Consider the following 24,534-nt stretch of genomic DNA (forward strand, 5'->3'; position numbering starts at 1 on the left):
TCTGCGAAAAGCGTTTTTTACAGACATATCTGGACAGTCTTTTCATAATTCCTCCATTTTTAAGCAGCGTTCGCTGGCTAAACTAGTATCATTCCGTGAAACGTTTCAGGATGAGATAGCAAATTAATGAAAGGTAGCAATAAAAGCCGTTGGGCTGCGGTGCTGGTGGTCGCGATCGTCGCGGGCGCCGCGTACTGGTTCTGGCAGGGTCGCGAAGCGGCAAACAGCGGCGCGCCGACGGCATCAGGCGCGCGTCAGCAGGGCCCCGGAGGCGGACGCCCCGGTCGTTTTGGCGCCGCCCTCGCGCCGGTACAGGCGGCCACCGCCACCAGCGAAGCGGTACCCCGCTACCTTTCCGGCCTCGGCACCGTGACGGCGGCGAATACCGTCACCGTCCGCAGCCGCGTCGACGGCCAGCTGCTGGCCATCCACTTTACCGAAGGCCAGCAGGTCAAAGCGGGCGATCTGCTCGCGGAAATCGACCCCAGCCAGTTTAAAGTCGCCCTCGCCCAGGCCGAAGGCCAGCTGGCCAAAGATCGTGCGACCCTCGCCAACGCCCGTCGCGATCTGGCGCGCTACCAGCAGCTGGTCAAAACCAATCTGGTTTCCCGGCAGGAACTGGACACCCAGCAGTCGCTGGTCAGCGAAACCCAGGGTACGATCAAAGCGGACGAAGCCGCCGTCGCCAGCGCCCAGCTGCAGCTGGACTGGAGCCGCATCACCGCGCCAATCGACGGCCGGGTCGGCTTAAAACAGGTGGATATCGGCAACCAGATCGCCAGCGGCGACACCACCGGGATTGTGGTGCTGACGCAAACCCACCCGATCGACGTGGTCTTTACGCTGCCGGAAAACCAAATCGCCACGGTGGTACAGGCGCAGAAGGCGGGGAAAAAGCTGGCTGTCGAAGCCTGGGACCGCACCAATAAACAGAAAATCAGCGAAGGCTCACTGCTGAGCCTCGATAACCAGATTGACGCCACCACCGGCACCATCAAGCTGAAAGCGCGCTTTACTAACCTGGACGATGCCCTGTTCCCGAATCAGTTCGTCAACGCCCGTATGCTGGTCGATACCGAGCAGAACGCGGTGGTGATCCCAACCGCCGCGCTGCAAATGGGTAACGAAGGCCATTTCGTCTGGGTACTGAACGATGAGAACAAGGTCAGCAAGCATACCGTCACGCCGGGTATTCAGGACAGCCTGAAAGTGGTGATCAACGCCGGGCTTTCCGCCGGCGATCGCGTCGTAACCGACGGTATCGACCGTCTGACCGAAGGCGCAAAAGTTGAGGTCGTCGAAGCCCACGATGCGGCAACCGCCGCCGAGCCGGAAAAAGCCACCAGCCGCGAGTACGGTAAAAAAGGAGCGCGCTCCTGATGCAAGTGTTACCGCCGAGCAGCACGGGTGGCCCTTCCCGTCTGTTTATCATGCGCCCGGTCGCCACGACGCTGTTAATGGTGGCCATTATGCTGGCCGGGATTATCGGCTATCGTTTCCTGCCGGTTTCGGCGCTGCCGGAAGTGGACTACCCGACGATTCAGGTGGTAACCCTCTATCCCGGCGCCAGCCCGGACGTGATGACCTCGTCGGTGACCGCCCCGCTGGAGCGCCAGTTTGGCCAGATGTCCGGCCTCAAGCAGATGTCTTCCCAGAGCTCCGGCGGCGCGTCGGTGGTCACGCTCCAGTTCCAGCTCACGCTGCCGCTGGACGTCGCGGAACAGGAAGTACAGGCAGCCATCAACGCTGCCACCAACCTGCTGCCTTCTGACCTGCCTAACCCTCCGGTCTACAGCAAAGTTAACCCCGCCGATCCGCCGATTATGACCCTTGCGGTCACCTCTTCCGCCGTGCCGATGACCCAGGTCGAGGATATGGTGGAGACCCGCGTGGCGCAGAAAATCTCCCAGGTTTCCGGCGTCGGGCTGGTCACCCTCGCGGGCGGCCAGCGCCCGGCGGTACGCGTCAAGCTCAACGCCCAGGCCATCGCCGCCCTCGGGCTGACCAGCGAAACGGTGCGCACCGCGATAACCAGCGCCAACGTCAACTCGGCGAAGGGTAGCCTCGACGGCCCATCGCGGGCGGTGACCCTCTCCGCCAACGATCAGATGCAGTCGGCGGAAGATTACCGCCGGCTGATTATCGCTTATCAGAACGGCGCGCCGATTCGCCTTGGCGACGTCGCCACCGTGGAACAGGGCGCGGAAAACAGCTGGCTTGGGGCATGGGCGAACAATCAGCGGGCGATCGTCATGAACGTTCAGCGCCAGCCGGGGGCCAACATTATCTCGACCGCCGACAGCATCCGCCAGATGCTGCCGCAGCTCACCGAAAGCCTGCCGAAATCGGTTAAAGTTCAGGTGCTTTCCGACCGCACCACCAATATCCGCGCCTCGGTCAGCGACACCCAGTTCGAGCTGATGCTGGCCATCGCCCTGGTGGTGATGATTATCTACGTCTTTCTGCGCAACGTCCCGGCGACGATTATTCCCGGCATCGCCGTACCGCTATCGCTGGTCGGCACCTTTGCGGTGATGGTGTTTCTCGATTTTTCGATTAACAACCTGACGCTGATGGCCCTGACCATCGCCACCGGCTTTGTGGTCGATGACGCCATCGTGGTGATTGAAAACATCTCGCGCTATATCGAGAAAGGCGAAAAGCCGCTGGCCGCCGCCCTGAAAGGGGCCGGAGAGATTGGCTTTACCATTATCTCGCTGACCTTCTCGCTGATTGCGGTGCTGATCCCGCTGCTGTTTATGGGCGATATCGTGGGCCGTCTGTTCCGCGAGTTCGCCATTACCCTGGCGGTGGCGATCCTGATTTCCGCGGTGGTGTCACTGACCCTGACGCCGATGATGTGCGCCCGCATGCTGAGCCACGAGTCGCTGCGCAAGCAGAACCGCTTCTCGCGCGCCAGCGAGCGTTTCTTTGAGCGGGTGATCGCCGTCTATGGCCGCTGGCTGAGCCGGGTGCTGAATCATCCGTGGCTGACCCTGAGCGTGGCCCTCGGTACCCTGGTGCTGTCGATTATGCTGTGGGTGTTTATTCCGAAGGGCTTTTTCCCGATTCAGGACAACGGCATTATTCAGGGTACGCTGCAGGCGCCGCAGTCGGCGTCGTTCGCCAACATGGCCGAGCGCCAGCAGCAGGTGTCGGCGGCGATACTCAACGATCCGGCGGTGGAAAGCCTGACCTCCTACGTCGGCGTCGACGGTAACAACCCGGCGCTCAACAGCGCCCGCCTGCAAATCAACCTTAAGCCGCTGGACGAGCGCGACGATCGCGTGCAGACGGTGATCGGCCGCCTGCAGAACGCGGTGAGCGGCATTCCCGGCATTGAGCTTTACCTCCAGCCGACGCAGGATCTGACCATTGACACCACCGTCAGCCGCACCCAGTACCAGTTCACCCTGCAGGCCAACTCGCTGGACGCGCTCAGCAACTGGGTCCCGCAGCTGCTGGCCCGGCTGCAGGCGCTGCCGCAGCTCTCCGACGTCAGCAGCGACTGGCAGGATAAGGGCCTGGCGGCGTATATCAACGTTGATCGCGATAGCGCCAGCCGTCTCGGCATCAGCATGGCGGACGTGGATAACGCGCTGTATAACGCCTTCGGTCAGCGCTTAATCTCCACCATTTATACCCAGGCGAATCAGTACCGCGTGGTGCTGGAGCATGATACCCAGGCCACGCCGGGGCTGGCGGCGCTGGATAATATTCGTCTGACCAGCAGCGACGGCGGGATTGTGCCGCTGAAATCCATCGCCAGCGTCGAGGAGCGCTTTGCCCCGCTATCCATAAACCATCTCGATCAGTTCCCGGTTACCACCATCTCGTTTAACGTGCCGGACAACTATTCGCTGGGCGATGCGGTTGAAGCGATTCTTGGCGCCGAACAGGCGCTGGCGTTCCCGAGCGATATCCGTACCCAGTTCCAGGGCAGCTCGCTGGCCTTCCAGTCGGCGCTTGGCAGCACCGTCTGGCTGGTGGTTGCTGCGGTGGTGGCGATGTATATCGTCCTCGGGGTACTGTATGAAAGCTTTATTCATCCGATAACGATTCTCTCCACCCTGCCGACGGCGGGCGTCGGAGCGCTGCTGGCGCTATGGCTGGCGGGGAGCGAACTGGACGTTATCGCGATTATCGGCATCATTCTGCTGATCGGCATCGTCAAGAAAAACGCCATCATGATGATCGACTTCGCGCTGGCCGCCGAACGCGAGCAGGGCATGCCGCCGCGCGAGGCGATCTACCAGGCCTGCCTGCTGCGCTTCCGCCCGATCCTGATGACCACCCTCGCCGCCCTGCTGGGCGCGCTGCCGCTGATGCTCAGTACCGGCGTCGGCGCGGAGCTGCGGCGTCCGCTGGGGATTGGCATGGTCGGCGGTCTGATGCTCAGCCAGGTGCTGACGCTGTTCACGACTCCGGTTATCTATCTGCTGTTCGACCGGCTGTCGCTGTATATGAAGAGCCGGTTCCCGCGGCGTGAGGAGGAGGCGTAGGTGAAGTTTTTCGCCCTCTTCATTTACCGTCCGGTGGCGACGATTCTGATTTCGCTCGCCATTACCCTGTGCGGCATCCTCGGTTTCCGCCTGCTGCCGGTGGCGCCGCTGCCGCAGGTGGATTTCCCGGTCATCATGATCAGCGCCTCGCTGCCCGGCGCGTCGCCGGAGACCATGGCCTCTTCGGTGGCGACGCCGCTGGAGCGCTCTTTGGGGCGGATTGCCGGGGTCAATGAGATGACCTCCTCCAGCTCGCTCGGCAGTACGCGCATCATTCTTGAGTTCAACTTTGACCGCGATATCAACGGCGCGGCCCGCGACGTGCAGGCGGCGATTAACGCCGCGCAAAGCCTGCTGCCGAGCGGCATGCCGAGCCGTCCGACCTACCGCAAAGCCAACCCGTCAGACGCGCCGATCATGATCCTCACCCTCACCTCGGATACCTGGTCCCAGGGTGAACTGTACGACTTCGCCTCTACCCAGCTGGCGCAGACCATTGCCCAGATTGACGGCGTCGGCGACGTGGACGTCGGCGGCAGTTCGCTGCCCGCGGTGCGCGTCGACCTCAACCCGCAGGCGCTGTTTAACCAGGGCGTATCGCTGGACGCGGTGCGCACCGCCATCAGCAACGCCAACGTACGTAAACCGCAGGGGGCGCTGGAAGATGCCACCCACCGCTGGCAGGTGGCGACCAACGACGAGCTGAAGACCGCCGCCGAATACCAGCCGCTGATTGTGCACTATAACAACGGCGCGGCGGTGCGCCTCGGCGACGTCGCCAACGTCACCGATTCGGTGCAGGACGTGCGCAATGCCGGGATGACTAACGCCAAACCGGCGATTTTGCTGATGATCCGCAAGCTGCCGGAAGCCAATATCATCGAGACGGTGGACAGCATTCGCGCCCGCCTGCCGGAGCTGCAGCGCACCATCCCGGCCTCTGTCGATCTGCAAATCGCCCAGGACCGCTCGCCGACCATCCGCGCCTCGCTGGAGGAAGTGGAGCAAACGCTGGTCATCTCGGTGGCGCTGGTGATCCTCGTGGTCTTCCTCTTCCTCCGCTCGGGGCGCGCGACGCTGATCCCGGCGGTGGCGGTTCCGGTTTCGCTGATCGGCACCTTTGCCGCCATGTACCTGTGCGGCTTCAGCCTTAACAACCTGTCGCTGATGGCGCTGACTATCGCTACCGGCTTCGTGGTCGATGACGCCATCGTGGTGCTGGAAAATATTTCCCGCCATCTGGAAGCCGGCATGAAGCCGCTGCAGGCGGCGCTGCAGGGGAGCCGGGAAGTCGGTTTTACCGTGCTGTCGATGAGCCTGTCGCTGGTGGCAGTGTTCCTGCCGCTGCTGCTGATGGGCGGCCTGCCGGGAAGGCTGCTGCGCGAATTCGCCGTTACCCTGTCGGTGGCGATTGGCATTTCGCTGGCGGTCTCTCTGACCCTGACGCCGATGATGTGCGGCTGGCTGCTGAAAAGCGGCAAGCCCCACGAGCCGACGCGCAAGCGCGGGGTTGGCCGCCTGCTGGTGGCGATTCAGGGCGGATACGGCAAATCGCTGAAGTGGGTGCTGAAGCACAGCCGCTTAACCGGCCTGGTGCTGCTTGGCACCATCGCGCTGAGCGTCTGGCTCTATATCTCAATTCCCAAAACCTTCTTCCCGGAGCAGGACACCGGGGTGCTGATGGGCGGTATCCAGGCGGACCAGAGCATCTCGTTCCAGGCGATGCGCGGCAAGCTGGAGGACTTTATGAAGATCATTCGTGAAGATCCGGCGGTGGACAACGTCACCGGTTTTACCGGCGGCTCGCGGGTCAACAGCGGAATGATGTTTATCACCCTCAAGTCGCGCGATGAGCGCCATGAAACGGCGCAGCAGATTATCGATCGGCTGCGGAAGAAGCTGGCCAAAGAGCCGGGGGCCAACCTGTTCCTGATGGCGGTACAGGATATCCGCGTCGGCGGCCGTCAGGCCAACGCCAGCTACCAGTATACGCTGCTGTCGGACGACCTTGCGGCGCTGCGGGAATGGGAGCCGAAAATCCGCAAAACGCTGGCGGCGCTGCCGGAGCTGGCGGACGTCAACTCCGACAGCCAGAATAACGGCGCGGAGATGGATCTGATCTACGATCGCGATACCATGTCGCGGCTCGGCATCAGCGTGCAGGACGCCAACAATCTGCTGAACAACGCCTTCGGTCAGCGGCAGATCTCAACCATCTACCAGCCGCTGAACCAGTATAAAGTGGTGATGCAGGTCGACCCGGTCTACACCCAGGACGTCAGCGCCCTCGATAAGATGTTTGTGATCAACAGCGAAGACAAGCCGATTCCGCTCTCCTATTTCGCCAAATGGCAGCCGGCTAACGCGCCGCTGTCGGTGAACCACCAGGGGCTGTCGGCGGCGTCGACCATCTCCTTTAACCTGCCTACCGGCAAGTCGTTGTCGGAAGCCAGCGACGCCATCAACCGGGCGATGACCCAGATTGGCGTGCCGTCCAGCGTCCGCGGGTCGTTCGCCGGGACCGCGCAGGTGTTCCAGGAGACCATGAACTCGCAGGTGATCCTGATTCTGGCGGCCATCGCCACGGTCTACATCGTGCTGGGGATCCTCTATGAGAGCTACGTTCATCCGCTGACCATTCTGTCGACCATTCCGTCCGCCGGCGTCGGCGCGCTGCTGGCGCTGGAGCTTTTCGATGCCCCGTTCAGCCTAATCGCGCTTATCGGGATTATGCTATTAATTGGCATCGTGAAGAAAAACGCCATCATGATGGTCGATTTCGCCCTTGAGGCGCAGCGCAACGGCAACCTGCCGCCGGAAGAGGCGATCTTCCAGGCCTGTCTGCTGCGCTTCCGGCCGATAATGATGACCACCCTGGCGGCGCTGTTCGGCGCGCTGCCGCTGGTTATCTCCGGCGGCGATGGCTCCGAGCTGCGCCAGCCGCTGGGGATTACCATTGTCGGCGGCCTGGTGATGAGTCAGCTGTTGACCCTGTACACCACGCCGGTGGTCTATCTGTTCTTCGACCGTCTGCGGCTGCGTTTTTCGCGAAAAGTCCCTCAACCGGTAAGCGAATAACATGACAGATCTTCCCTCCAGCGTGCGCTGGCAGCTGTGGATAGTGGCCTTCGGCTTTTTTATGCAGGCGCTGGATACCACTATCGTTAACACCGCCCTCCCCTCCATGGCGCAGAGCCTCGGGGAGAGCCCGCTGCATATGCATATGGTTATTGTCTCCTATGTGCTGACGGTGGCGGTGATGCTGCCCGCCAGCGGCTGGCTGGCGGATCGGGTCGGGGTGCGGAATATCTTTTTTAGCGCCATCGTGCTGTTTACCGCCGGCTCCCTGTTCTGCGCGCAGGCCGCCACGCTCGATCAGCTGATACTCGCCCGCGTGCTGCAGGGCGTCGGCGGCGCGATGATGGTGCCGGTTGGCCGCCTGACGGTGATGAAAATCGTCCCGCGCAGTCAATATATGGCGGCGATGACCTTCGTCACCCTGCCCGGCCAGGTGGGTCCGCTGCTCGGCCCGGCGCTCGGCGGGATGCTGGTGGAGTACGCCTCCTGGCACTGGATCTTCCTGATCAACATTCCGGTCGGCATCGTCGGCGCCATCGCCACGCTGTGCCTGATGCCCAACTACACCCTGCAAACCCGGCGCTTTGATATCTTCGGCTTTATTCTGCTGGCCGCCGGCATGGCGACGCTGACCCTGGCGCTCGACGGTAAAAAAGGGCTCGGGCTCTCCCCCCTGTGGCTGACGGCGCTGGTGGCCATCGGCGCGGCGTCAATGCTGTGCTATCTGTGGCACGCGCGCGGCAACCGCAACGCGCTGTTTAGCCTGAAGCTGTTTACCAACCGCACCTTTTCTCTCGGCCTTGGCGGCAGCTTCGCCGGGCGTATCGGCAGCGGCATGCTGCCGTTTATGACGCCGGTGTTTTTACAGATCGGCCTCGGCTTTACGCCGTTCCACGCCGGGCTGATGATGATCCCGATGGTGCTCGGCAGCATGGGGATGAAGCGCATTGTGGTCCAGGTGGTCAACCGCTTCGGCTATCGCCGGGTACTGGTGACCTCGACGATTGGCCTCGCGCTGGTCAGCCTGCTGTTTATGGCCGTTGCGCTCGCCGGCTGGTACTGGCTGCTGCCGGTGGTGCTGTTCCTGCAGGGGATGATTAACTCCAGCCGCTTTTCTTCAATGAATACGCTGACCCTGAAAGACCTGCCCGACGATCTGGCCAGCAGCGGCAACAGCTTGCTGTCGATGGTCATGCAGCTGTCGATGAGTATCGGCGTCACTATCGCCGGGATGCTGCTCGGTCTCTACGGCCAGCAGCATATCAGCGCCGATGCGGCGATCGCTCATCAGGTCTTTCTCTATACCTACTTAAGCATGGCGGTGATTATCGCGCTGCCGGCGCTGCTTTTTTCCCGCGTACCGGATGACACCACGACCAATACCGTGATTCGTCGCCGTAAAAGGAGTGAGTCTTGAAGTTCTGGCGTCCCGGCATTACCGGCAAGCTGTTTATCGCGATCCTCGCCACCTGCATCGTGCTGCTGATCAGTATGCACTGGGCGGTGCGTATCAGCTTTGAACGCGGCTTTATTGACTATATCAAGCGCGGCAACGAACAGCGCCTGACCATGCTCGGCGATGCCCTGAGCGAGCAGTATGCCCAGCACGGCAGCTGGACGTTCCTGCGCAACAACGACCGCTTTATTTTCCAGCTGCTGAAAACCTTTGAGCGCGACAACGATGATCGCTCGCCGCCGGGCCGCGGTATGGGCCACGGTCCGATGGATGAGCCGCACGGTGGCCCCGGCCCGGAAGAGATGCCGCCGGACGCCGCGCCGGACCGGCCGCTCGACGGTCCACGCGGCGATCGTGGCGACCGCGGTCCCGGCCCCGATATGCCTCCGCACGGTTGGCGCACCATGTTCTGGGTGGTCGATCAAAAAGGACGCGTACTGGTGGGCCCGCGCGAACGCGTGCCGAAGGACGGTACCCGGCGCAGTATTATGGTCGACGGCGTTGAGGTTGGCGCGGTCATTGCCTCGCCGGTTGAACGCCTGACGCGCAACACCGATATCAACTTTGACCGCCAGCAGAAACGTACCAGCTGGCTGATTGTCGCCCTCGCCACGCTGCTGGCGGCGCTGGCCACCTTCCCGCTGGCGCGCGGCCTGCTCGCGCCGGTTAAACGCCTGGTTGAGGGGACGCACCGTCTGGCGGCCGGCGATTTCTCCACCCGCGTCGCCGCCACCAGCAGCGATGAGCTGGGGCGTCTGGCCAAAGATTTTAACCAGCTGGCCAGCACTCTGGAACGCAACCAGCAGATGCGCCGGGACCTGATGGCCGATATTTCCCACGAGCTGCGCACGCCGCTGGCGGTGCTGCGCGGCGAGCTGGAGGCGATTCAGGATGGGATCCGCAAATTTACCCCGGACTCCATCGCCTCCCTGCAGGCGGAAGTCGCCACTCTCACCAAACTGGTCGATGACTTACACCAGCTGTCGATGTCCGATGAAGGCGCCCTCTCCTACCAGAAAACCTCGGTGGATATCATCAATCTGCTGGAGGTCGCCGCCGGCGCGTTTCGCGAGCGCTTCGCCAGCCGCGGGCTGTCGATCGGCGTTTCGCTGCCGGAAAGCGCGACGATTTTCGGCGACCGGGATCGCCTGATGCAGCTGTTTAATAACCTGCTGGAAAACAGCCTGCGCTATACCGATAGCGGCGGCGGCCTGCAGATTAGCGCCAGCCAGAGCGGGGATATGCTGGTTCTCGATTTTGCCGATAGCGCCCCCGGCGTCACCGATGAACAGCTGGAGCGGTTGGTTGAGCGTTTTTATCGTACTGAGGGGTCGCGCAATCGTGCCAGCGGCGGCTCTGGTTTAGGGCTGGCGATTTGCCTTAACATTGTCGCGGCCCACGGTGGCACTTTGCGTGCCGGCCATTCGCCTTTGGGCGGGGTTAGCATTAAAGTAGAACTACCTCTGGAACGTAATTTATCGAGAGACGTATGACTGAATTACCTGTTGATGAAAACACGCCACGCATTCTTATCGTGGAAGATGAGCCCAAGCTGGGTCAGCTGCTGATCGATTATCTTCAGGCGGCGGGCTATGCGCCGACGCTGATTAATCACGGCGATCGGGTTCTCCCGTACGTTCGCCAGACGCCGCCGCATCTGATCCTGCTGGATCTGATGCTGCCCGGCACCGACGGTCTGACCCTGTGTCGGGAAATCCGCCGTTTCTCTGAGGTACCGGTGGTGATGGTCACCGCCAAAATCGAGGAGATCGACCGCCTGCTGGGGTTAGAAATCGGCGCCGATGACTATATCTGTAAGCCCTACAGCCCGCGCGAGGTGGTGGCCCGCGTGAAGACCATTCTTCGCCGCTGCAAACCGCAGCGCGATCTGCAGGCGCTGGATGCGGAAAGCCCGCTGATTGTCGACGAAGGTCGTTTTCAGGCTTCCTGGCGCGACAAGCTGCTGGACCTCACGCCCGCCGAGTTCCGCCTGCTGAAAACCCTCTCCCAGGAACCGGGTAAAGTCTTCTCGCGCGAACAGCTGCTGAATCATCTATACGATGATTACCGCGTGGTGACCGACCGAACGATCGATAGCCATATCAAAAACCTGCGGCGTAAGCTGGAGTCGCTGGACGCCGAGCAGTCGTTTATCCGCGCCGTTTACGGCGTAGGGTACCGCTGGGAAGCCGACGCCTGCCGGCTGGCATAATTAGCCCCTGCCCGACTTTTCCCCGGCTCGCGCTGCGCTTAGCCGGGCTACTGGCTCACCGCCGTCTGCGGGCCGGGTCGCCCGGGCAGGCGCGTCAAGCGCCGCCTCCGGGGAAAAAGCAGCGGCTGAAACCGGCAGATAGCGGCCGCTTGATGCCTACCCGGAACTGATTTGCCGTCCGCTTATCGCCAAAGATACCCGACTGATATTTACTCCCCTCCCCCACGGCGCTACAATGCCCGCCCTTAATGTGGGGGCACTCCCCAACTCGCCGTACCGGGTGCGGCGAATCTGACCTGTCATCAGAACGAGAAAATCATGTTTAAACCGGAACTCCTTTCCCCGGCGGGAACGCTGAAAAATATGCGTTACGCTTTCGCTTATGGCGCAGATGCCGTTTACGCGGGCCAACCGCGCTACTCCCTGCGCGTGCGTAATAACGAATTCAATCACGAAAATCTGCAGCTCGGCATCAACGAAGCCCACGCGCTGGGTAAAAAATTCTATGTGGTGGTCAACATTGCCCCGCATAACGCCAAGCTAAAAACGTTTATTCGCGATCTGAAGCCGGTGGTGGAAATGGGGCCGGACGCGCTGATCATGTCCGACCCGGGGTTGATCATGCTGGTGCGCGAAAATTTCCCGCATATGGATATTCACCTGTCGGTACAGGCCAACGCCGTCAACTGGGCGACGGTCAAGTTCTGGCAGCAAATGGGACTCACCCGCGTTATTCTCTCCCGCGAGCTGTCGCTGGATGAAATCGCCGAAATTCGCAGCCAGGTGCCGGAAATGGAGATCGAAATTTTCGTCCACGGCGCGCTGTGCATGGCCTACTCCGGCCGCTGCCTGCTCTCTGGCTATATCAACAAACGCGACCCAAACCAGGGGACCTGTACCAACGCCTGCCGCTGGGAGTATAACGTGCAGGAAGGTAAAGAAGACGACGTCGGTAATATCGTGCATAAGCACGAACCGATCCCGGTGCAGAACGTCGAGCCGACGCTGGGCATCGGCGCGCCGACTGACCAGGTGTTTATGATTGAAGAGGCCAAACGTCCGGGCGAATACATGACCGCGTTTGAAGACGAACACGGCACCTACATCATGAACTCGAAAGATCTGCGCGCGATTGCCCACGTTGAGCGCCTGACCCAGATGGGCGTCCACTCGCTGAAAATCGAAGGCCGCACCAAATCACATTACTATTGCGCCCGTACCGCTCAGGTCTACCGCAAGGCCATTGACGATGCTGCCGCTGGCAAACCGTTCGACACCTCCCTGCTGGATACCCTGGAAAACCTCGCGCACCGTGGCTATACCGAAGGCTTCCTGCGTCGCCACACGCACGATGACTACCAGAACTACGAGCACGGCTACTCCGTTTCCGAACGCCAGCAGTTTGTCGGCGAATTTACCGGCGAGCGCAACGGCCAGCTGGCGGCGGTGGCGGTGAAAAACAAATTTTCCGTCGGCGACAGCCTTGAGCTAATGACCCCGCAGGGCAACGTTAACTTTACCCTCGAGCATATGGAAAACGGCAAAGGCGAACGCATGCCGGTGGCGCCGGGCGATGGCCACACAGTATGGTTGCCTGTTCCGGAAGATATGGCGCTGCAGTATGCGCTGCTGATGCGTAATTTTACTGGTCAGACGACCCGAAACCCGCACAGTAACTAGTTAATTTGGGTTATTTTTTCACGATGTAAAGATATTAGAAACGGATCACATACCGGTTCGTTCAAAGCAGATATCATCCATTTCGCTGAAAAACATAACCCATAAATGCTAGCTGTACCAGGAACCACCTCCTTAGCCTGCGTAATCTCCCTTACGCGGGCTTATTTTTTTATCACTCTCCCGGCCTTCCCTTTCCGCATGCGGTACACTTTATGCATCATTGAGCAACAAAGGTCCCCTGATAATGTCCACGTTTCCAGCCAGCTTACTGATTCTGAATGGTAAAGGCGCCAATGAACCGTCCCTGCGAGAGGCGGTTAAACTGTTACGCGACGAAGGTATCGATATTCACGTCCGCGTCACCTGGGAAAAGGGCGATGCCGTTCGGTTTATCGATGAAGCCCTGACGCTGAATGTCGAAACGGTGATTGCCGGCGGCGGCGATGGCACCATCAATGAGGTGGCGACGGCGCTGGTGGAGCGCGAAGGCAATCTGGCGCTGGGGATTTTACCGCTGGGCACGGCGAACGACTTCGCCACCAGCGTAGGCATCCCCCAGGATCTGGCTAGCGCCCTGAAGCTGGCCATCGTTGGCCGCGATGTGGCGATAGATGTTGCACGGGTTAACGATAAGACCGGTTTTATTAATATGGCCACCGGCGGTTTCGGCACCCGAATCACGACCGAAACCCCGGAGAAGCTCAAGGCCGCGCTGGGCGGCGTCTCTTATTTAATCCACGGCCTGATGCGCATGGATACGCTTAAGCCGGACCGCTGCGAAATCCGCGGCGAGAACTTTCACTGGCATGGCGACGCGCTGGTCATCGGCATCGGCAACGGGCGCCAGGCCGGCGGCGGCCAGCAGCTGTGCCCGGAAGCGTTAATCAACGACGGCCTGCTGCATCTGCGCATTTTCACCGGCGAAGAGCTAATCCCCGCATTGTTCAGCACCCTGGCCAATCCGGAAACCTCGCCGAATATTATCGACGGCGTCTCATCGTGGTTCGAGATCACCGCACCCCACGAGATGACGTTTAATCTCGATGGTGAACCGCTAACCGGCAAAACCTTCCGTATGGAGCTGTTACCGGCCGCGCTTCGCTGCCGACTGCCGCCGGACTGCCCGCTGCTACGTTAATCAGGTTTCGCAAAGCAAAGACGGCGCCCGGCTGGTATACAGCAGCCGGGTACGTTCGTTGAGCCGCTGGATGTTAAGGTAAAACGGCACCTGCGGCTGGAGGAAAAACGCTGGCAGGATACGCTTTACATGCTCTTCCTGCTCGGTCTCGCCGATGCTGGCTGAGACGGTTTCCGAACGCAGGAAGTAGTGCTGGCCGTCGCGGGTAAAGCTAAACCAGATGTTCTGATTAATGGTAAACGCAGCGCCCTGCGGCGGCGTAATTTCCCCCCGGACCATCGCCAGCCCGCGGCTGCTATCAAATACGTAGCGTAAGGAAATATCGCCCTGGTAGCCTGCGTTAATTAGCCGCATCTCGCCGCTGCACTGGAAATGATTGCGCTGCCAGTATTGCCAGGATTTTATCATTATTCCGCTAAGCACCCCGATAAATACGATAGCGATTAACCATTTAATTTCACGCGGGCGCATTGGCTACCTCCTTAATGTAATATTTGGTGAGGCATTGATTATCACGCCATTGACTAAATGGCTGACGGCAGCGAATCACCGACACCCGCGCTTGCCCGGGATAAAGCGTCAAATAAATCCACGAGTATTCTTCACATTCAAATTTGCTGCGCTTGATAAAATTGACATGACGAACGTGATCAACCACATCATTATTGGCAAAGAAATGACATTGTTGCGAAAGTTTAGCAATTATGGGCGAATAAGTTTGCAAATAAGAGTCGAATTCTGTTTGCCACGCAACAAAACCGCCGACCAGACAGCTCAGCAGCGCCGCAAGCCCCCATAACAGAGAGCATCGCGGCCTTAACCGCTTTTTTTCAGGCACACTCGCAGCCGCGACCTCCTCGTGCACGGGCCCATCTACGGGCACCTGTGGCTCCGGTGCCTTCTCCATCTCGCACGGCTGAGACTCCGTCACCGATATTGTCGCATCCAGCCTGACGCCAACCCTCGGCAGCGTAATAATAATATCGCCCTCCATGCCCAGCTCTTTAAATGCCCGGCGCAGCAGAGAAATATTCTGGTAGAAACCGTTGCTGGTTACCTGGGAGCCATGCTTTATCCACACTTCCTCGAAAAAGGTTTCGCGGGCAACGGTTTTGCCATCCTGCTGAATAAGCAGCAATAAACAACGGCTGGCCGGCATATTTAATGAAACCGTTTTCGTCTCGTCAGCAATGAGTATTAGAGCACCACGTTGAGGAATAAATGTAATTATTCCATTAATCGTATATGTTTTTTCCATCCTGTTCCCTGAGAATAGTAATCAAGTGGATAAGCGACATGGGTACCCTACTCTAAATACGGTAATCCTTTATGACGCAGCTGATAACTTAAGATTATTCGCAGGCGAGTTTACTCTATTACTCAGCGGATCTGGAGGCGTAATGCGCAGTTTTTCCTTGCAATTAACAAGGTTTAAATGAATTTACAGCATGGAATATTTTGAGATTTGAAGCAAATCTGGTTATTTATTTCAAAGTGAATAATAAACACAAGTTATGATTCCATATATTTTCATTCATACAACAGATACTTTCATTTTAGATCTAAACACCACTTTTACATTAATAGACGATATTTATAACTATTAATACATATCATTTCAAAGTTTTATCCAAAAACAGGGCGCATTGCCCGCGAGACAATGCGCCATATCGCTTAGTATGCCGCCACCTCGCGCGCCATTTCGCGCGTATATTGCCGGCTGGCGTTTACCAGCATCTGCGTATAGGCCGTTTGCGCCTCGCCGTTGACCAGCGCATCGACCGTCAGGGTTTCAAGGATTTTCCCGTACTGCATTACCGCCACCTTCTGGCATAAATGGGCAATGACGCCCAAATCGTGGGTCACCATCAGGTAAGTGAGTTTAGCCTCCTGCTGCAATTCTGCCAGCAGGTTGAGGATCTCGGCCTGCACCGACACATCCAGCGCCGACGTCGGCTCATCCAGCAGCAGCACCTGCGGCTCAAGGATCAGCGCTCTGGCAATCGCCACGCGCTGCCGCTGGCCACCGGAAAGCTGATGCGGATAGCGTTCGCGAAACGCACGATTGAGGCCCACTTTGTCCAGCAGCGCATGAATCCGCCGGTCGCGATCGTGAATGCGATGAATCTGCAGCGGCTCTTCAAGGATATCGCCAATGGTGTGACGGGGATGCAGCGATCCGTACGGGTCCTGAAATACCATCTGCACCTGACGGCAGCGCTCGCGGCTAATCTCATGCCCTAAGCGCTGCCCGTCTATGGTTAACTCCCCCTGCCAGTGGGTAAACAGCCCCGCCAGGCACTTCAGCACCGTGGTTTTGCCGGAGCCGGACTCCCCCACCAGACCGTAGATCTCGCCGGGCTTAACGTGGAAATTAACGTCGTACAGCACCTGGTTACGCTTCTCCCCTTCGCCAAACGCGAGGTTGAGACGTTGAACTTCAATCATCATCCACTCCTTATTCCGTTAACCAGCTGGCCTGGCGCTGCAGCACCGGCAGTATCGGGCGACGATGCTGCATATCCGGCAGCGAGTTAATCAGCCCCTGAGTATAGGGATGGCGGGCGTTATCGAGATCGCAGGCGGCAATAGACTCCACCACCCGTCCGGCGTACATCACCAGCACGCGGTCGCAAAAGCTGCGCACCAGGTTGATGTCGTGGCTAATAAAAATCAGCCCCAGCCCGCGCGACTGAACCAGATCATCCAGCAGGCCCAGTACCTGCAGGCGCACCGACACGTCCAGCGCGGAGGTCGGCTCATCGGCAATCACCAGCTCCGGGTCGGTAATCAGCATCATGGCAATCATGATGCGCTGCCCCTGTCCGCCGGATATCTCATGCGGATAAAGCTGATAAACGCGCTCCGGCTGGCGAATACGCACCACCTCCAGCATCTCCAGCGCCTTTGCCTTCGCCTCATCTTTGCGTCCCGGATGATGGGTCAGCCAGGCCTCGGCGATTTGCTTACCGACGCAGACCACCGGATTAAGCGAATATTTCGGGTCCTGCATAATCATGGAGATACGTTTGCCGCGCACGCCGCGCATCTGCACTTCAGTAAGATGCAGCAGATCGAGGTTGGCAAACTGCATCCGGCTGGCGCTGACGCGGGCCTTTTTCGGATGCAGCTGCAGCAGGGCGCGCCCAACGGTGGATTTACCTGAACCGGACTCGCCGACAATGGCCAGCTTTTCGCGCCCCAGCTGGAAGGAGACGCCGCGCACGGCATGGGTCACCGCGCTGCCGTTAACAAAGTCGACGCACAGATCGCGCACATCGAGCAGCGGAGCATTATTCGCTGCGGGGATCGAGGATGTCACGTAGGCCATCTCCTAAGAAGTTAAACGCTAAGCTGTTGATCAGAATCGCCAGCCCCGGAATCGTAACCACCCACCAGCACTCCATCATGTAAGTGCGCCCGCTGGAGATCATCGCCCCCCACTCCGGCTCCGGCGGCTGCGCGCCGAGCCCGAGAAAGCCCAGACCGGCCGCGGTCAGAATGATCCCGGCCATATTCATGGTGATACGGATAATGACCGAGGGCAGACACAGCGGCACGATATGGCGCCAGAGGACGCGGGCCGATGATGCGCCCTGCAGACGTACGGCGGAGATAAAATCGGCCTGGCGCAGAGAGAGCGTTTCGGCGCGCGCCAGGCGGGCTATCGGCGGCCAGGCGGTGAGCGTGATGGCGATAACCACGTGCTCCAGCCCCGGACCTAAGGCGGCGACAAACGCCAGCGCCAGGACCAGACTCGGGAAGGAGATGAAAATATCGGTGACGCGCATCAGCACCATATCGACCTTACCGCCAAAATAGCCGGCGCTGACGCCGAGCAGCAGCCCGAGCGGACCGACGGTCACCGAGACCAGCAGCACGATATAGAGCGTGATGCGCGAGCCGTACACCAGGCGGCTAAAGATATCCCGGCCAAACTCATCGGTGCCGAACCAGTGCTGCGCGTTCGGCGCGACCAGCGCGCTGTTGAGGTCCTGCACCAGCGGGTTATACGGCGCAATCAGCGGCGCGAAAATCGCCACCACCAGCAGCAGAAAGATAATTCCGCCGCCGATGGCCGTTAGCGGGTTGCTCGCCATTTTGCCGATAAACCCGACGGCCCGCGCCGCCGCGCGTTGCAACCGCTGACGGCCTTCGCCCGTGCCGCCCGAAAGCGGCGAATCCAGAGAAACGGTCATGATTTTGTCCTCGGGTCAAAGAATTGATACAGCATGTCGGAGAGCAGGTTGAGCATCACGAAGATCGCCCCCACCAGCAGCACGCAGCCCATTACCGCATTCATATCGCCCAGCAGCAGGCTACCGGTGAGGTAGGAGCCGAAACCCGGCCACGAGAAGACGGTTTCAATCAGCACCGCGCCTTCCAGCAGCGCGCCGTAGGCCAGCGCCACCACCGTCAGCAGCTGTACGAGGATATTGCGAAACGCATGGTTCCAGATGACCTGTCGCTCGGTCAGCCCCTTCACCCGCGCGGTAATAATGAACTCCTGCGACAGCTGGGCCAGCATAAAGCTGCGGGTCATGCGGCTGATGTAGGCCAGCGAGTGAAAGCCGAGCAGCGAGGCGGGCAGAATCAGGTGATTAATAGCGTTCCAGAAGACCTGACCGTTGCCCGCCAGCAGCGCATCAACGGTCATCAGCCCCGTGCGGCGCGGCACCATACCGTCCAGGCCAAGGTCCACCCGTCCGGCGCCGCCCACCCAGCCGAGCCAGGCGTAGAAGACTAAAAGCCCCATCATCCCGACCCAGAAAATCGGCGTCGAGTAGCCCGCCAGGCTGATAATGCGCACGACATAATCGGAGACGCTATTGCGCCGCGCCGCCGCCAGCACGCCCAGCGGAATACCGAGGCCCGCGCCGACGAGAATCGCCATCGTCGCCAGCTCCATGGTGGCCGGGAAGACGCGGATAATGTCGTCCACCACCGGTTTCCCGGTCAGCAGCGCGTTGCCCAGATCGCCGTGCAGCAGGTTGACGAAATAGATGCCAAACTGGGTGGTCAGCGATTTATCAAACCCCAGCTGATGGTAAACCTGCTGGTAGGTACTCTGGTCAGCGTCCGGGCCAACAATCGCCAGCACCGGGTCGATGGGCATGACGCGGCCAATAGTGAAGGTCAACAGCAGCAGGCCGAACAGCGTAATCACCACCTGCAGCAGTCGTTTTGATAAGCGCCGGCCGCGTGAGCCGGGCGCAAGGATTGCGATACTCATCCTTTCTCTCCTTCGCGGACTTTATCGACGTCACGCAGAAAAGTGGTGGCAGAGGGGTGCGGCTGATACTGCCGTACCTCATTGCGCACCACCACGGAATCGACCATCTGCGAAAGCGGAATGAGGGCCGGGACCAGCTGGTCGTAGCGCGTCTGGATGGCCTGGTAGTCGGCCACCTGTTTTTGCACATCGCGTTCCAGCAGGGCGCGGTCAATCATCGCGTTGAGCTGCGGGTCGTAAAAGCCGGTGCGCCAGCCCTGGAAGTTGGTCAGGCGCGCCTCATCGCTGTTATCCGGGTTATAGACCAGCGCGCGCAGGCTGGAGTGCGGGTGCGGCTCCATTCCGCTGCCGCCGCGTCCTACCAGCAGGTCAAATTTACGCTCGCGCATCGCGCCGTAGATCTGGTTACCGGTGCCGGTGATAATTTTGGCGTTAATCCCCGCCTGCATCAGCGTCGACTGCACGGCGATAGCAATGTTCAGGAACGGCTGATCCGAGAGGACCCGCAGCGTGGTATCAAAGCCGTTGGGATAGCCTGCTTCCGCCAGCAGCTTTTTCGCCCGCGCCACGTCCAGCTTATAGCCCGGGTCGGGCAGCGTTGACGGCATGCCCGCCTTAATCGGCCGCTGGTGCAGCACCCCGTAGCCCGGCATCAGCGCTTTATTGATGCCATGGTAGTCAATCAGATAGCGCACTGCTTCGCGCACTTTCGGATGGGCGAAGTGCGCCTCTTTCATGCTCATCGCCACGTAGTACATGGTGCCGCGCTGCACCGCGTCGACGGTCAACTGGGGGTCGCTGCGCAGGGCGTTGATGTCGGAAACCGCCATATTGTTGGCAATATCGAGGTCGCCTTTTTCGATCATCAGGCGCAGGGTTTGCGACTCCTGGAAATGGCGCAGCACCACGCGGCTCATTTTCGCCTCACCGCGCCAGTAGTCAGGATTGCGCTTCATGCGCAGCACATCTTTCGCCTGCCAGGTTTCCAGCGTGAACGGCCCGGAACCGGCTTCATGGGTGGTCAGCCAGCGGTTACCCCAGTCGTTATCCTGCTGATGGCTTTGCACCGTTTTGCTGTCGAGCACTCCGAGGTTGCCCAGCGCCGCCAGCGAGTAGATCACCAGCTGCGGGTCGTTATCTTTAGGCAACACGATCTGCACCGTGAAGCTGTCCGGCGCGCTGACCTGGCCGTCGATGTTTTTCTGACTGAAGCCGTAGGATTTCCATACCGAGGCCTGCGCCAGGTTGAGGTGCAGGATGCGCCGCATCGACCACACCACGTCGGCGGCGGTCAGCGGATTGCCGGAGTGAAATTTCACGTCGTCGCGCAGATGAAAGGTCAGGGTTTTGCCGTCGGGGCTGATATCCCAGGATTTCGCCAGCGCGGGCTTAACGTTGGTGAGCTGCTCAGGGTCAAGCTCCACCAGCGAGTCGTAGAGGTTGACCACGATCCCCACCACTTCATTACCGGTCATCGCCGCCGGGTCCAGGGTGAGCAGGTTATTCATATTCATACCGATGATGAGCTGGTCGGGCGGCGTTTTCGCCATCGCCGCCCCGCTCCCCATCGACACGGCGAGCGCGAGCAAGCACGCTGCCAGTCGGGAGGTTTTTTTCATATCTCTGTTTGCCTGTACTGTAGGGTACATGTTGCCGGATGACGGCATTTTCGCCTTATCCGGTCTACCGGGCCGCAGACCCGATAAGCGCAGCGCCATCGGGCATTTATTTTTTTGAATCAGTCGTGGCTAACGGTATTGGCTCCGATATACGCAAAATTAATGTCTTCGCCGAGGCCCGGACGTTGTGACAGATGCACAAAGCCCTGGTCATCCATCGGGTCAACAATGCTATTGAGATAAGCCGCCGGTTCATCGTAGTCGAGGAACGGATGCAGCAGGCCGCGCTCGTACCAGCGGCAGTTGCGGATCGCCCCGACCACCGCCAGGCTTGCCGCGCCGTTGCCGTGGACTTCGCAATCCATGCCGAAAGATTCCGCCAGCGCCGCGACCTTCATGGTCGGGGTAATACCGCCCACGCCGTTAGCGCCGGCGCGCAGAATGTCGCAGGCTCCGGCTTTCACCCATTCGGCACGCATGCGGTGCTTGCCGCCGAAGCTCTCCGGCCCGACGATGGGGATCGACAGGTTTTCCGCCAGCCACGCGTAGGAGGACATCGAATCCTCCTCCATCGGCTCTTCAAACCAGGCGAAGTTGAGTTTTTCCAGCTCTTTGCCGATCCACAGCGCCTCGGCGCGGCTGTACCAGTGATAGCCGTCAATCATCAGGTCAATATCCGGCCCCACCGCTTCGCGTACCGCCGCGCAGGCTTTAATATCCATTTTGGGATTGGGTGCAAAAGAGATTGGCGGCATCCAGGTGTGCAGCTTGATGGCCTTGTAGCCGCGGGCGACCAGCTTTTCGGCAAAGGCGGCATACTCTTCCGGGGTCGACAGACCGCCCGGCAGATCGTCGCCGCACATCGTGCTGCCGTAGGCCGGGACGGTGTCGCGATAGCCGCCGAGCAGCTTGTAAACCGGCATCTTGAGGCTGCGGCCTATCAGGTCCCACAGCGCCTGTTCAACAAACGACAGCGCGCGCTCGGTCAGCTGGTGAGCGCTGCCGCGCTGCCAGTGGTTAAGATCCTGCCAGATACGCTCGCGGTTAAACGGGTCCTGCCCCACCAGCACCTTGCGGAAAAAGGTATTCACCACGAACGGGCGCACCACTTCCGGAGGCGCAAACGAAAAGCCCTGCGCGCCATCATCGGCGGTGATGGTCAGCATCGCCATTTTGGCCATGCTTTCAGCCCCCGGATGGGAGTGCCCGGCGCTGTCGGAAACCCGACGGGTGGGATACTGGAAAACGGTGACATTTACAGATTCAATTTTCATGCTCGGTCCTTATCACGGCCAAATCCGATCTATAGAGTTAAATCGGTAAAGTGGTTTTACATTATTGAAAATGCGTTTCAATATCTAATCTAAGCACAATTACGCAGCAGTGCCTCGGACAAACACCGCTAAGCAAGGCAATAAATTTGGGCATTGGCACAACAAGGCGTGACTGTTTTCACAAAAGATAAGCGAAATGTGAGGCGGATCGGCATGGTGAAAAAGGGGGCGTGAGCGCAGAAAAGAGAGTAACCGACCGTGTACATCCCGGGATTTTCTGCGCTCACGAAAGGGTGAGTTATTCGACCGCCTCTGGCTCGGCGGTGAGGGTTTCCAGCAGTTCAGGCAGCGCCCGATAGCGCCCAGCGGCGCCCTGAAAACGCGCGTGCTGGCTATCTTCGGCAATCACTATCGTGGCAATCCCCGCCGCCCGGGCGGCGCTAAAGCCGTTGAAGCTGTCTTCAATCACCAGGCACCGGCTGGCGTCGAGATTCAGCTTATCCAACGTCGTCAGATACACCGCCGGATGCGGTTTGCCCTGCGCTTCATCATCCGCGCTGCAAATCACATCAAAATAGTGCCAGAGCGAGAGCTTGTTCAGCACGGCGGCGATAACCTGCCGGGACGAGGAGGTGGCGAGGGCAATTTTATAACCGGTATGGCGAAAATAGCGTAACGCCTCATGCACGCCGCGCATCGGCTCGCCTTCGGCGGCGATCAGGCCGGTAATACGCTGCAATATCGCGGCCTCAAGCCGCTGCGGGGCAAGCTCAAGCTGGCAATAGCGGCACCAGGTGCGGGCAATATCGTCGAGGCGTTTGCCTTTGGTCAGGGTTTCGCACTCCTCGACGCTCGCCGTTGCCCCCCACTGCGCGAGGGCGTCGATTTGCGCCTGCCGCCACAGGGCTTCGGAATCAATAATTACGCCATCCATGTCAAAAATCACTGCCTGAATACTCATCATCCACCTCATTAAGGCCGGCATGCCTGGCATGCCGGCCGCATCACCTTAAGAGAACTCCACCTGCTCGCTGGCCGGCGCTTCCTTGTGGGAAAAACCCGGCTGCTCCACGCGGATAAACGCACAGAGGAAAAAAGCCGCCACGTACAGCGCGGTATAGGCGATCACCACCCCGATGGTGCTGAAGAACGGTAGCAAAATCACCGCAATGGCCGGCGCGAGAAAGTTCGACATCCCCGCCGACAGGTTATATACCGAAATGGCCGCGCCTTTGTGCTTCGGCTCCAGCGCCGGGAAAACCGCCGCCAGCGGTACGAACGCGGCGACAAAGATCCCCAGGGCGATAGCCGGAAGCAGCGCCATCGCGAAGTTATGTCCGAAGTGCTGCGGAATGTAATAAAACGCCAGGCTGGAGAGCGCCATGCCGATGCAGCCGAACCAGCGCACCACCTTCATCCAGCCCAGTTTTTCGCCCAGAATGCCCCACAGCACGTTCGAAAAAATGGTGGTGAAGAAGAAGACCGCCCACACCTGCAGCCATTCCGAGGTGGTAAAGCCCAGCTCATCGACGAACATCATCGGCATAATTACCGCAAAGCCGAACAGCGACAGGGTGTTGATAATTCTCACCATGCTCGACAGCAGAATATTGCGGTTGGTATAGAGCAGCGTCGCCGCGCGGCCCAGTTCGGCAAACTTCTCGCGGGTGGTCAGGTTCTGCATATGGTGCGGCGTTTTAATATGGCGCAGGGAAGCCAGCGCAATGATGCCGCCGGTGACGCAGAAAGCCAGCGCCAGCCACAAGGTCCCCAGCTCGCCGATATGCGGGATGGTAAAGCTCGGAATATAGCTGCCGAACACGCCGATGCCGATCGAGTAAACCGCCCAGAACCAGCCGATCGCCGAGCTGGCGTTATCGCTTTTCACGTTGTGGATAATGGCGACGATAAACGAGTAAAGGAACAGCGGATACGCGAAGCCGCGGATGCCGTAGAAAACCAGGATCAGGGCATAGTTCGCGTGACCGAGGCCGAAAACGAGGAACAGCACGTGGAACACGCACCACAGCACGAAGCCAATCATCATGGTCTTCAGCGGCGTGATGATTTCCGCCACCACGCCGGAGATCCACGCCGACAGCGCGGCGGCCAGGCCGTAGAGGGTAAAGGCGAACGATGCCTGCGCCGGGGAGAACCCGAGCTCTTTGATGTAGTGCGACAGGAATGCCAGTTCAAAACCGTCGCCGGTCATGAATACGGCAATGGCGATGTATCCCCAGAGCAGGTTCAGGGGTAAACCGAGCCACTGTTTATTATTGATGGACATAATGACCTCGTTTTTAGGGTACAGGAGGCCGCTCCGGTCAGTTCACCGGAGCGGT

General features: G+C 59.6%; 18 protein-coding genes. 8 read left to right on the forward strand and 10 right to left on the reverse strand.

The window, feature by feature from the left end; translation table 11 throughout:
• The first annotated feature begins 126 nt into the window (after positions 1-126).
• The 8 genes from ABLU96_RS17000 (at position 127) to yegS (ending at position 14,066) form a co-directional block, all read left to right on the forward strand.
• Complete coding sequence (locus ABLU96_RS17000) at positions 127-1,380, forward strand: MdtA/MuxA family multidrug efflux RND transporter periplasmic adaptor subunit (RefSeq protein ID WP_014230096.1); 1,254 nt, start codon at positions 127-129, stop codon at positions 1,378-1,380.
• Positions 1,380-4,502, forward strand: coding sequence for an MdtB/MuxB family multidrug efflux RND transporter permease subunit (locus ABLU96_RS17005; protein ID WP_064404528.1), 3,123 nt, complete (start codon positions 1,380-1,382; stop codon positions 4,500-4,502). Before ABLU96_RS17000 ends, ABLU96_RS17005 begins: the two co-directional genes overlap by 1 nt.
• A complete protein-coding gene (gene mdtC / locus ABLU96_RS17010) occupies positions 4,503-7,580 on the forward strand; it encodes a multidrug efflux RND transporter permease subunit MdtC (RefSeq protein ID WP_016946935.1) in 3,078 nt (1,025 codons plus the stop codon).
• 1 nt (position 7,581) lies between these two features.
• Positions 7,582-8,997, forward strand: a complete 1,416-nt coding sequence (locus ABLU96_RS17015; RefSeq protein WP_014230099.1) for an MFS transporter — start codon at positions 7,582-7,584, stop codon at positions 8,995-8,997.
• Positions 8,994-10,529 carry a two-component system sensor histidine kinase BaeS gene (gene baeS / locus ABLU96_RS17020; RefSeq protein ID WP_016946933.1) on the forward strand — a complete coding sequence of 512 codons (1,536 nt, stop codon included), beginning with the start codon at positions 8,994-8,996 and terminating at the stop codon, positions 10,527-10,529. The genes ABLU96_RS17015 and baeS overlap by 4 nt, the downstream gene beginning before the upstream one ends.
• Complete coding sequence (baeR, locus tag ABLU96_RS17025; protein ID WP_014230101.1) at positions 10,526-11,248, forward strand: two-component system response regulator BaeR; 723 nt, start codon at positions 10,526-10,528, stop codon at positions 11,246-11,248. Before baeS ends, baeR begins: the two co-directional genes overlap by 4 nt.
• 318 nt (positions 11,249-11,566) lie before the next feature.
• Entirely contained in the window at positions 11,567-12,928 is a 1,362-nt protein-coding gene (gene yegQ / locus ABLU96_RS17030; protein WP_025107782.1) for a tRNA 5-hydroxyuridine modification protein YegQ, read from the forward strand.
• 244 nt (positions 12,929-13,172) lie between these two features.
• Complete coding sequence (yegS, locus tag ABLU96_RS17035) at positions 13,173-14,066, forward strand: lipid kinase YegS (RefSeq protein WP_047723272.1); 894 nt, start codon at positions 13,173-13,175, stop codon at positions 14,064-14,066.
• Here yegS and ABLU96_RS17040 read toward each other — a convergent pair whose 3' ends face one another.
• From ABLU96_RS17040 to dalT, 10 genes are all read right to left on the reverse strand, one after another.
• Positions 14,067-14,537: a hypothetical protein gene (locus tag ABLU96_RS17040; protein ID WP_014230103.1), complete on the reverse strand. Its 471-nt coding sequence runs from the start codon at positions 14,535-14,537 to the stop codon at positions 14,067-14,069.
• The gene (locus tag ABLU96_RS17045; protein WP_032719859.1) at positions 14,524-15,324 is read right to left on the reverse strand and encodes a winged helix-turn-helix domain-containing protein; all 801 of its coding nucleotides are present in this window, start codon (positions 15,322-15,324) and stop codon (positions 14,524-14,526) included. The genes ABLU96_RS17040 and ABLU96_RS17045 overlap by 14 nt, the downstream gene beginning before the upstream one ends.
• Before the next feature lie 416 nt (positions 15,325-15,740).
• A complete protein-coding gene (locus ABLU96_RS17050; RefSeq protein ID WP_014230105.1) occupies positions 15,741-16,514 on the reverse strand; it encodes an ABC transporter ATP-binding protein in 774 nt (257 codons plus the stop codon).
• A gap of 10 nt (positions 16,515-16,524) precedes the next feature.
• Positions 16,525-17,388: an ABC transporter ATP-binding protein gene (locus ABLU96_RS17055; protein WP_049102831.1), complete on the reverse strand. Its 864-nt coding sequence runs from the start codon at positions 17,386-17,388 to the stop codon at positions 16,525-16,527.
• Positions 17,360-18,265: an ABC transporter permease gene (locus ABLU96_RS17060; protein WP_064404523.1), complete on the reverse strand. Its 906-nt coding sequence runs from the start codon at positions 18,263-18,265 to the stop codon at positions 17,360-17,362. The genes ABLU96_RS17055 and ABLU96_RS17060 overlap by 29 nt, the downstream gene beginning before the upstream one ends.
• Positions 18,262-19,299: an ABC transporter permease gene (locus ABLU96_RS17065; protein WP_032719862.1), complete on the reverse strand. Its 1,038-nt coding sequence runs from the start codon at positions 19,297-19,299 to the stop codon at positions 18,262-18,264. The genes ABLU96_RS17060 and ABLU96_RS17065 overlap by 4 nt, the downstream gene beginning before the upstream one ends.
• Positions 19,296-20,918, reverse strand: a complete 1,623-nt coding sequence (locus tag ABLU96_RS17070) for an ABC transporter substrate-binding protein (RefSeq protein ID WP_064404521.1) — start codon at positions 20,916-20,918, stop codon at positions 19,296-19,298. The genes ABLU96_RS17065 and ABLU96_RS17070 overlap by 4 nt, the downstream gene beginning before the upstream one ends.
• Positions 20,919-21,037: 119 nt before the next feature.
• Positions 21,038-22,192 (reverse strand): mandelate racemase family protein, encoded by a 1,155-nt coding sequence (locus ABLU96_RS17075; RefSeq protein WP_064404519.1) that lies wholly within the window; start codon positions 22,190-22,192, stop codon positions 21,038-21,040.
• A 298-nt stretch (positions 22,193-22,490) separates the two neighbouring features.
• On the reverse strand, positions 22,491-23,153 hold the full coding sequence (locus ABLU96_RS17080; protein WP_064404517.1) for an HAD-IA family hydrolase: 663 nt from the start codon (positions 23,151-23,153) through the stop codon (positions 22,491-22,493).
• Positions 23,154-23,201: 48 nt separating this feature from the next.
• Entirely contained in the window at positions 23,202-24,479 is a 1,278-nt protein-coding gene (gene dalT / locus ABLU96_RS17085) for a D-arabinitol transporter (RefSeq protein ID WP_032693711.1), read from the reverse strand.
• Between the last annotated feature and the right edge of the window lie 55 nt (positions 24,480-24,534).

It is taken from the genome of Klebsiella sp. CN_Kp106 (assembly GCF_040064575.1).
In the GTDB taxonomy this organism is placed as follows: Bacteria; Pseudomonadota; Gammaproteobacteria; order Enterobacterales; family Enterobacteriaceae; genus Klebsiella; species Klebsiella michiganensis.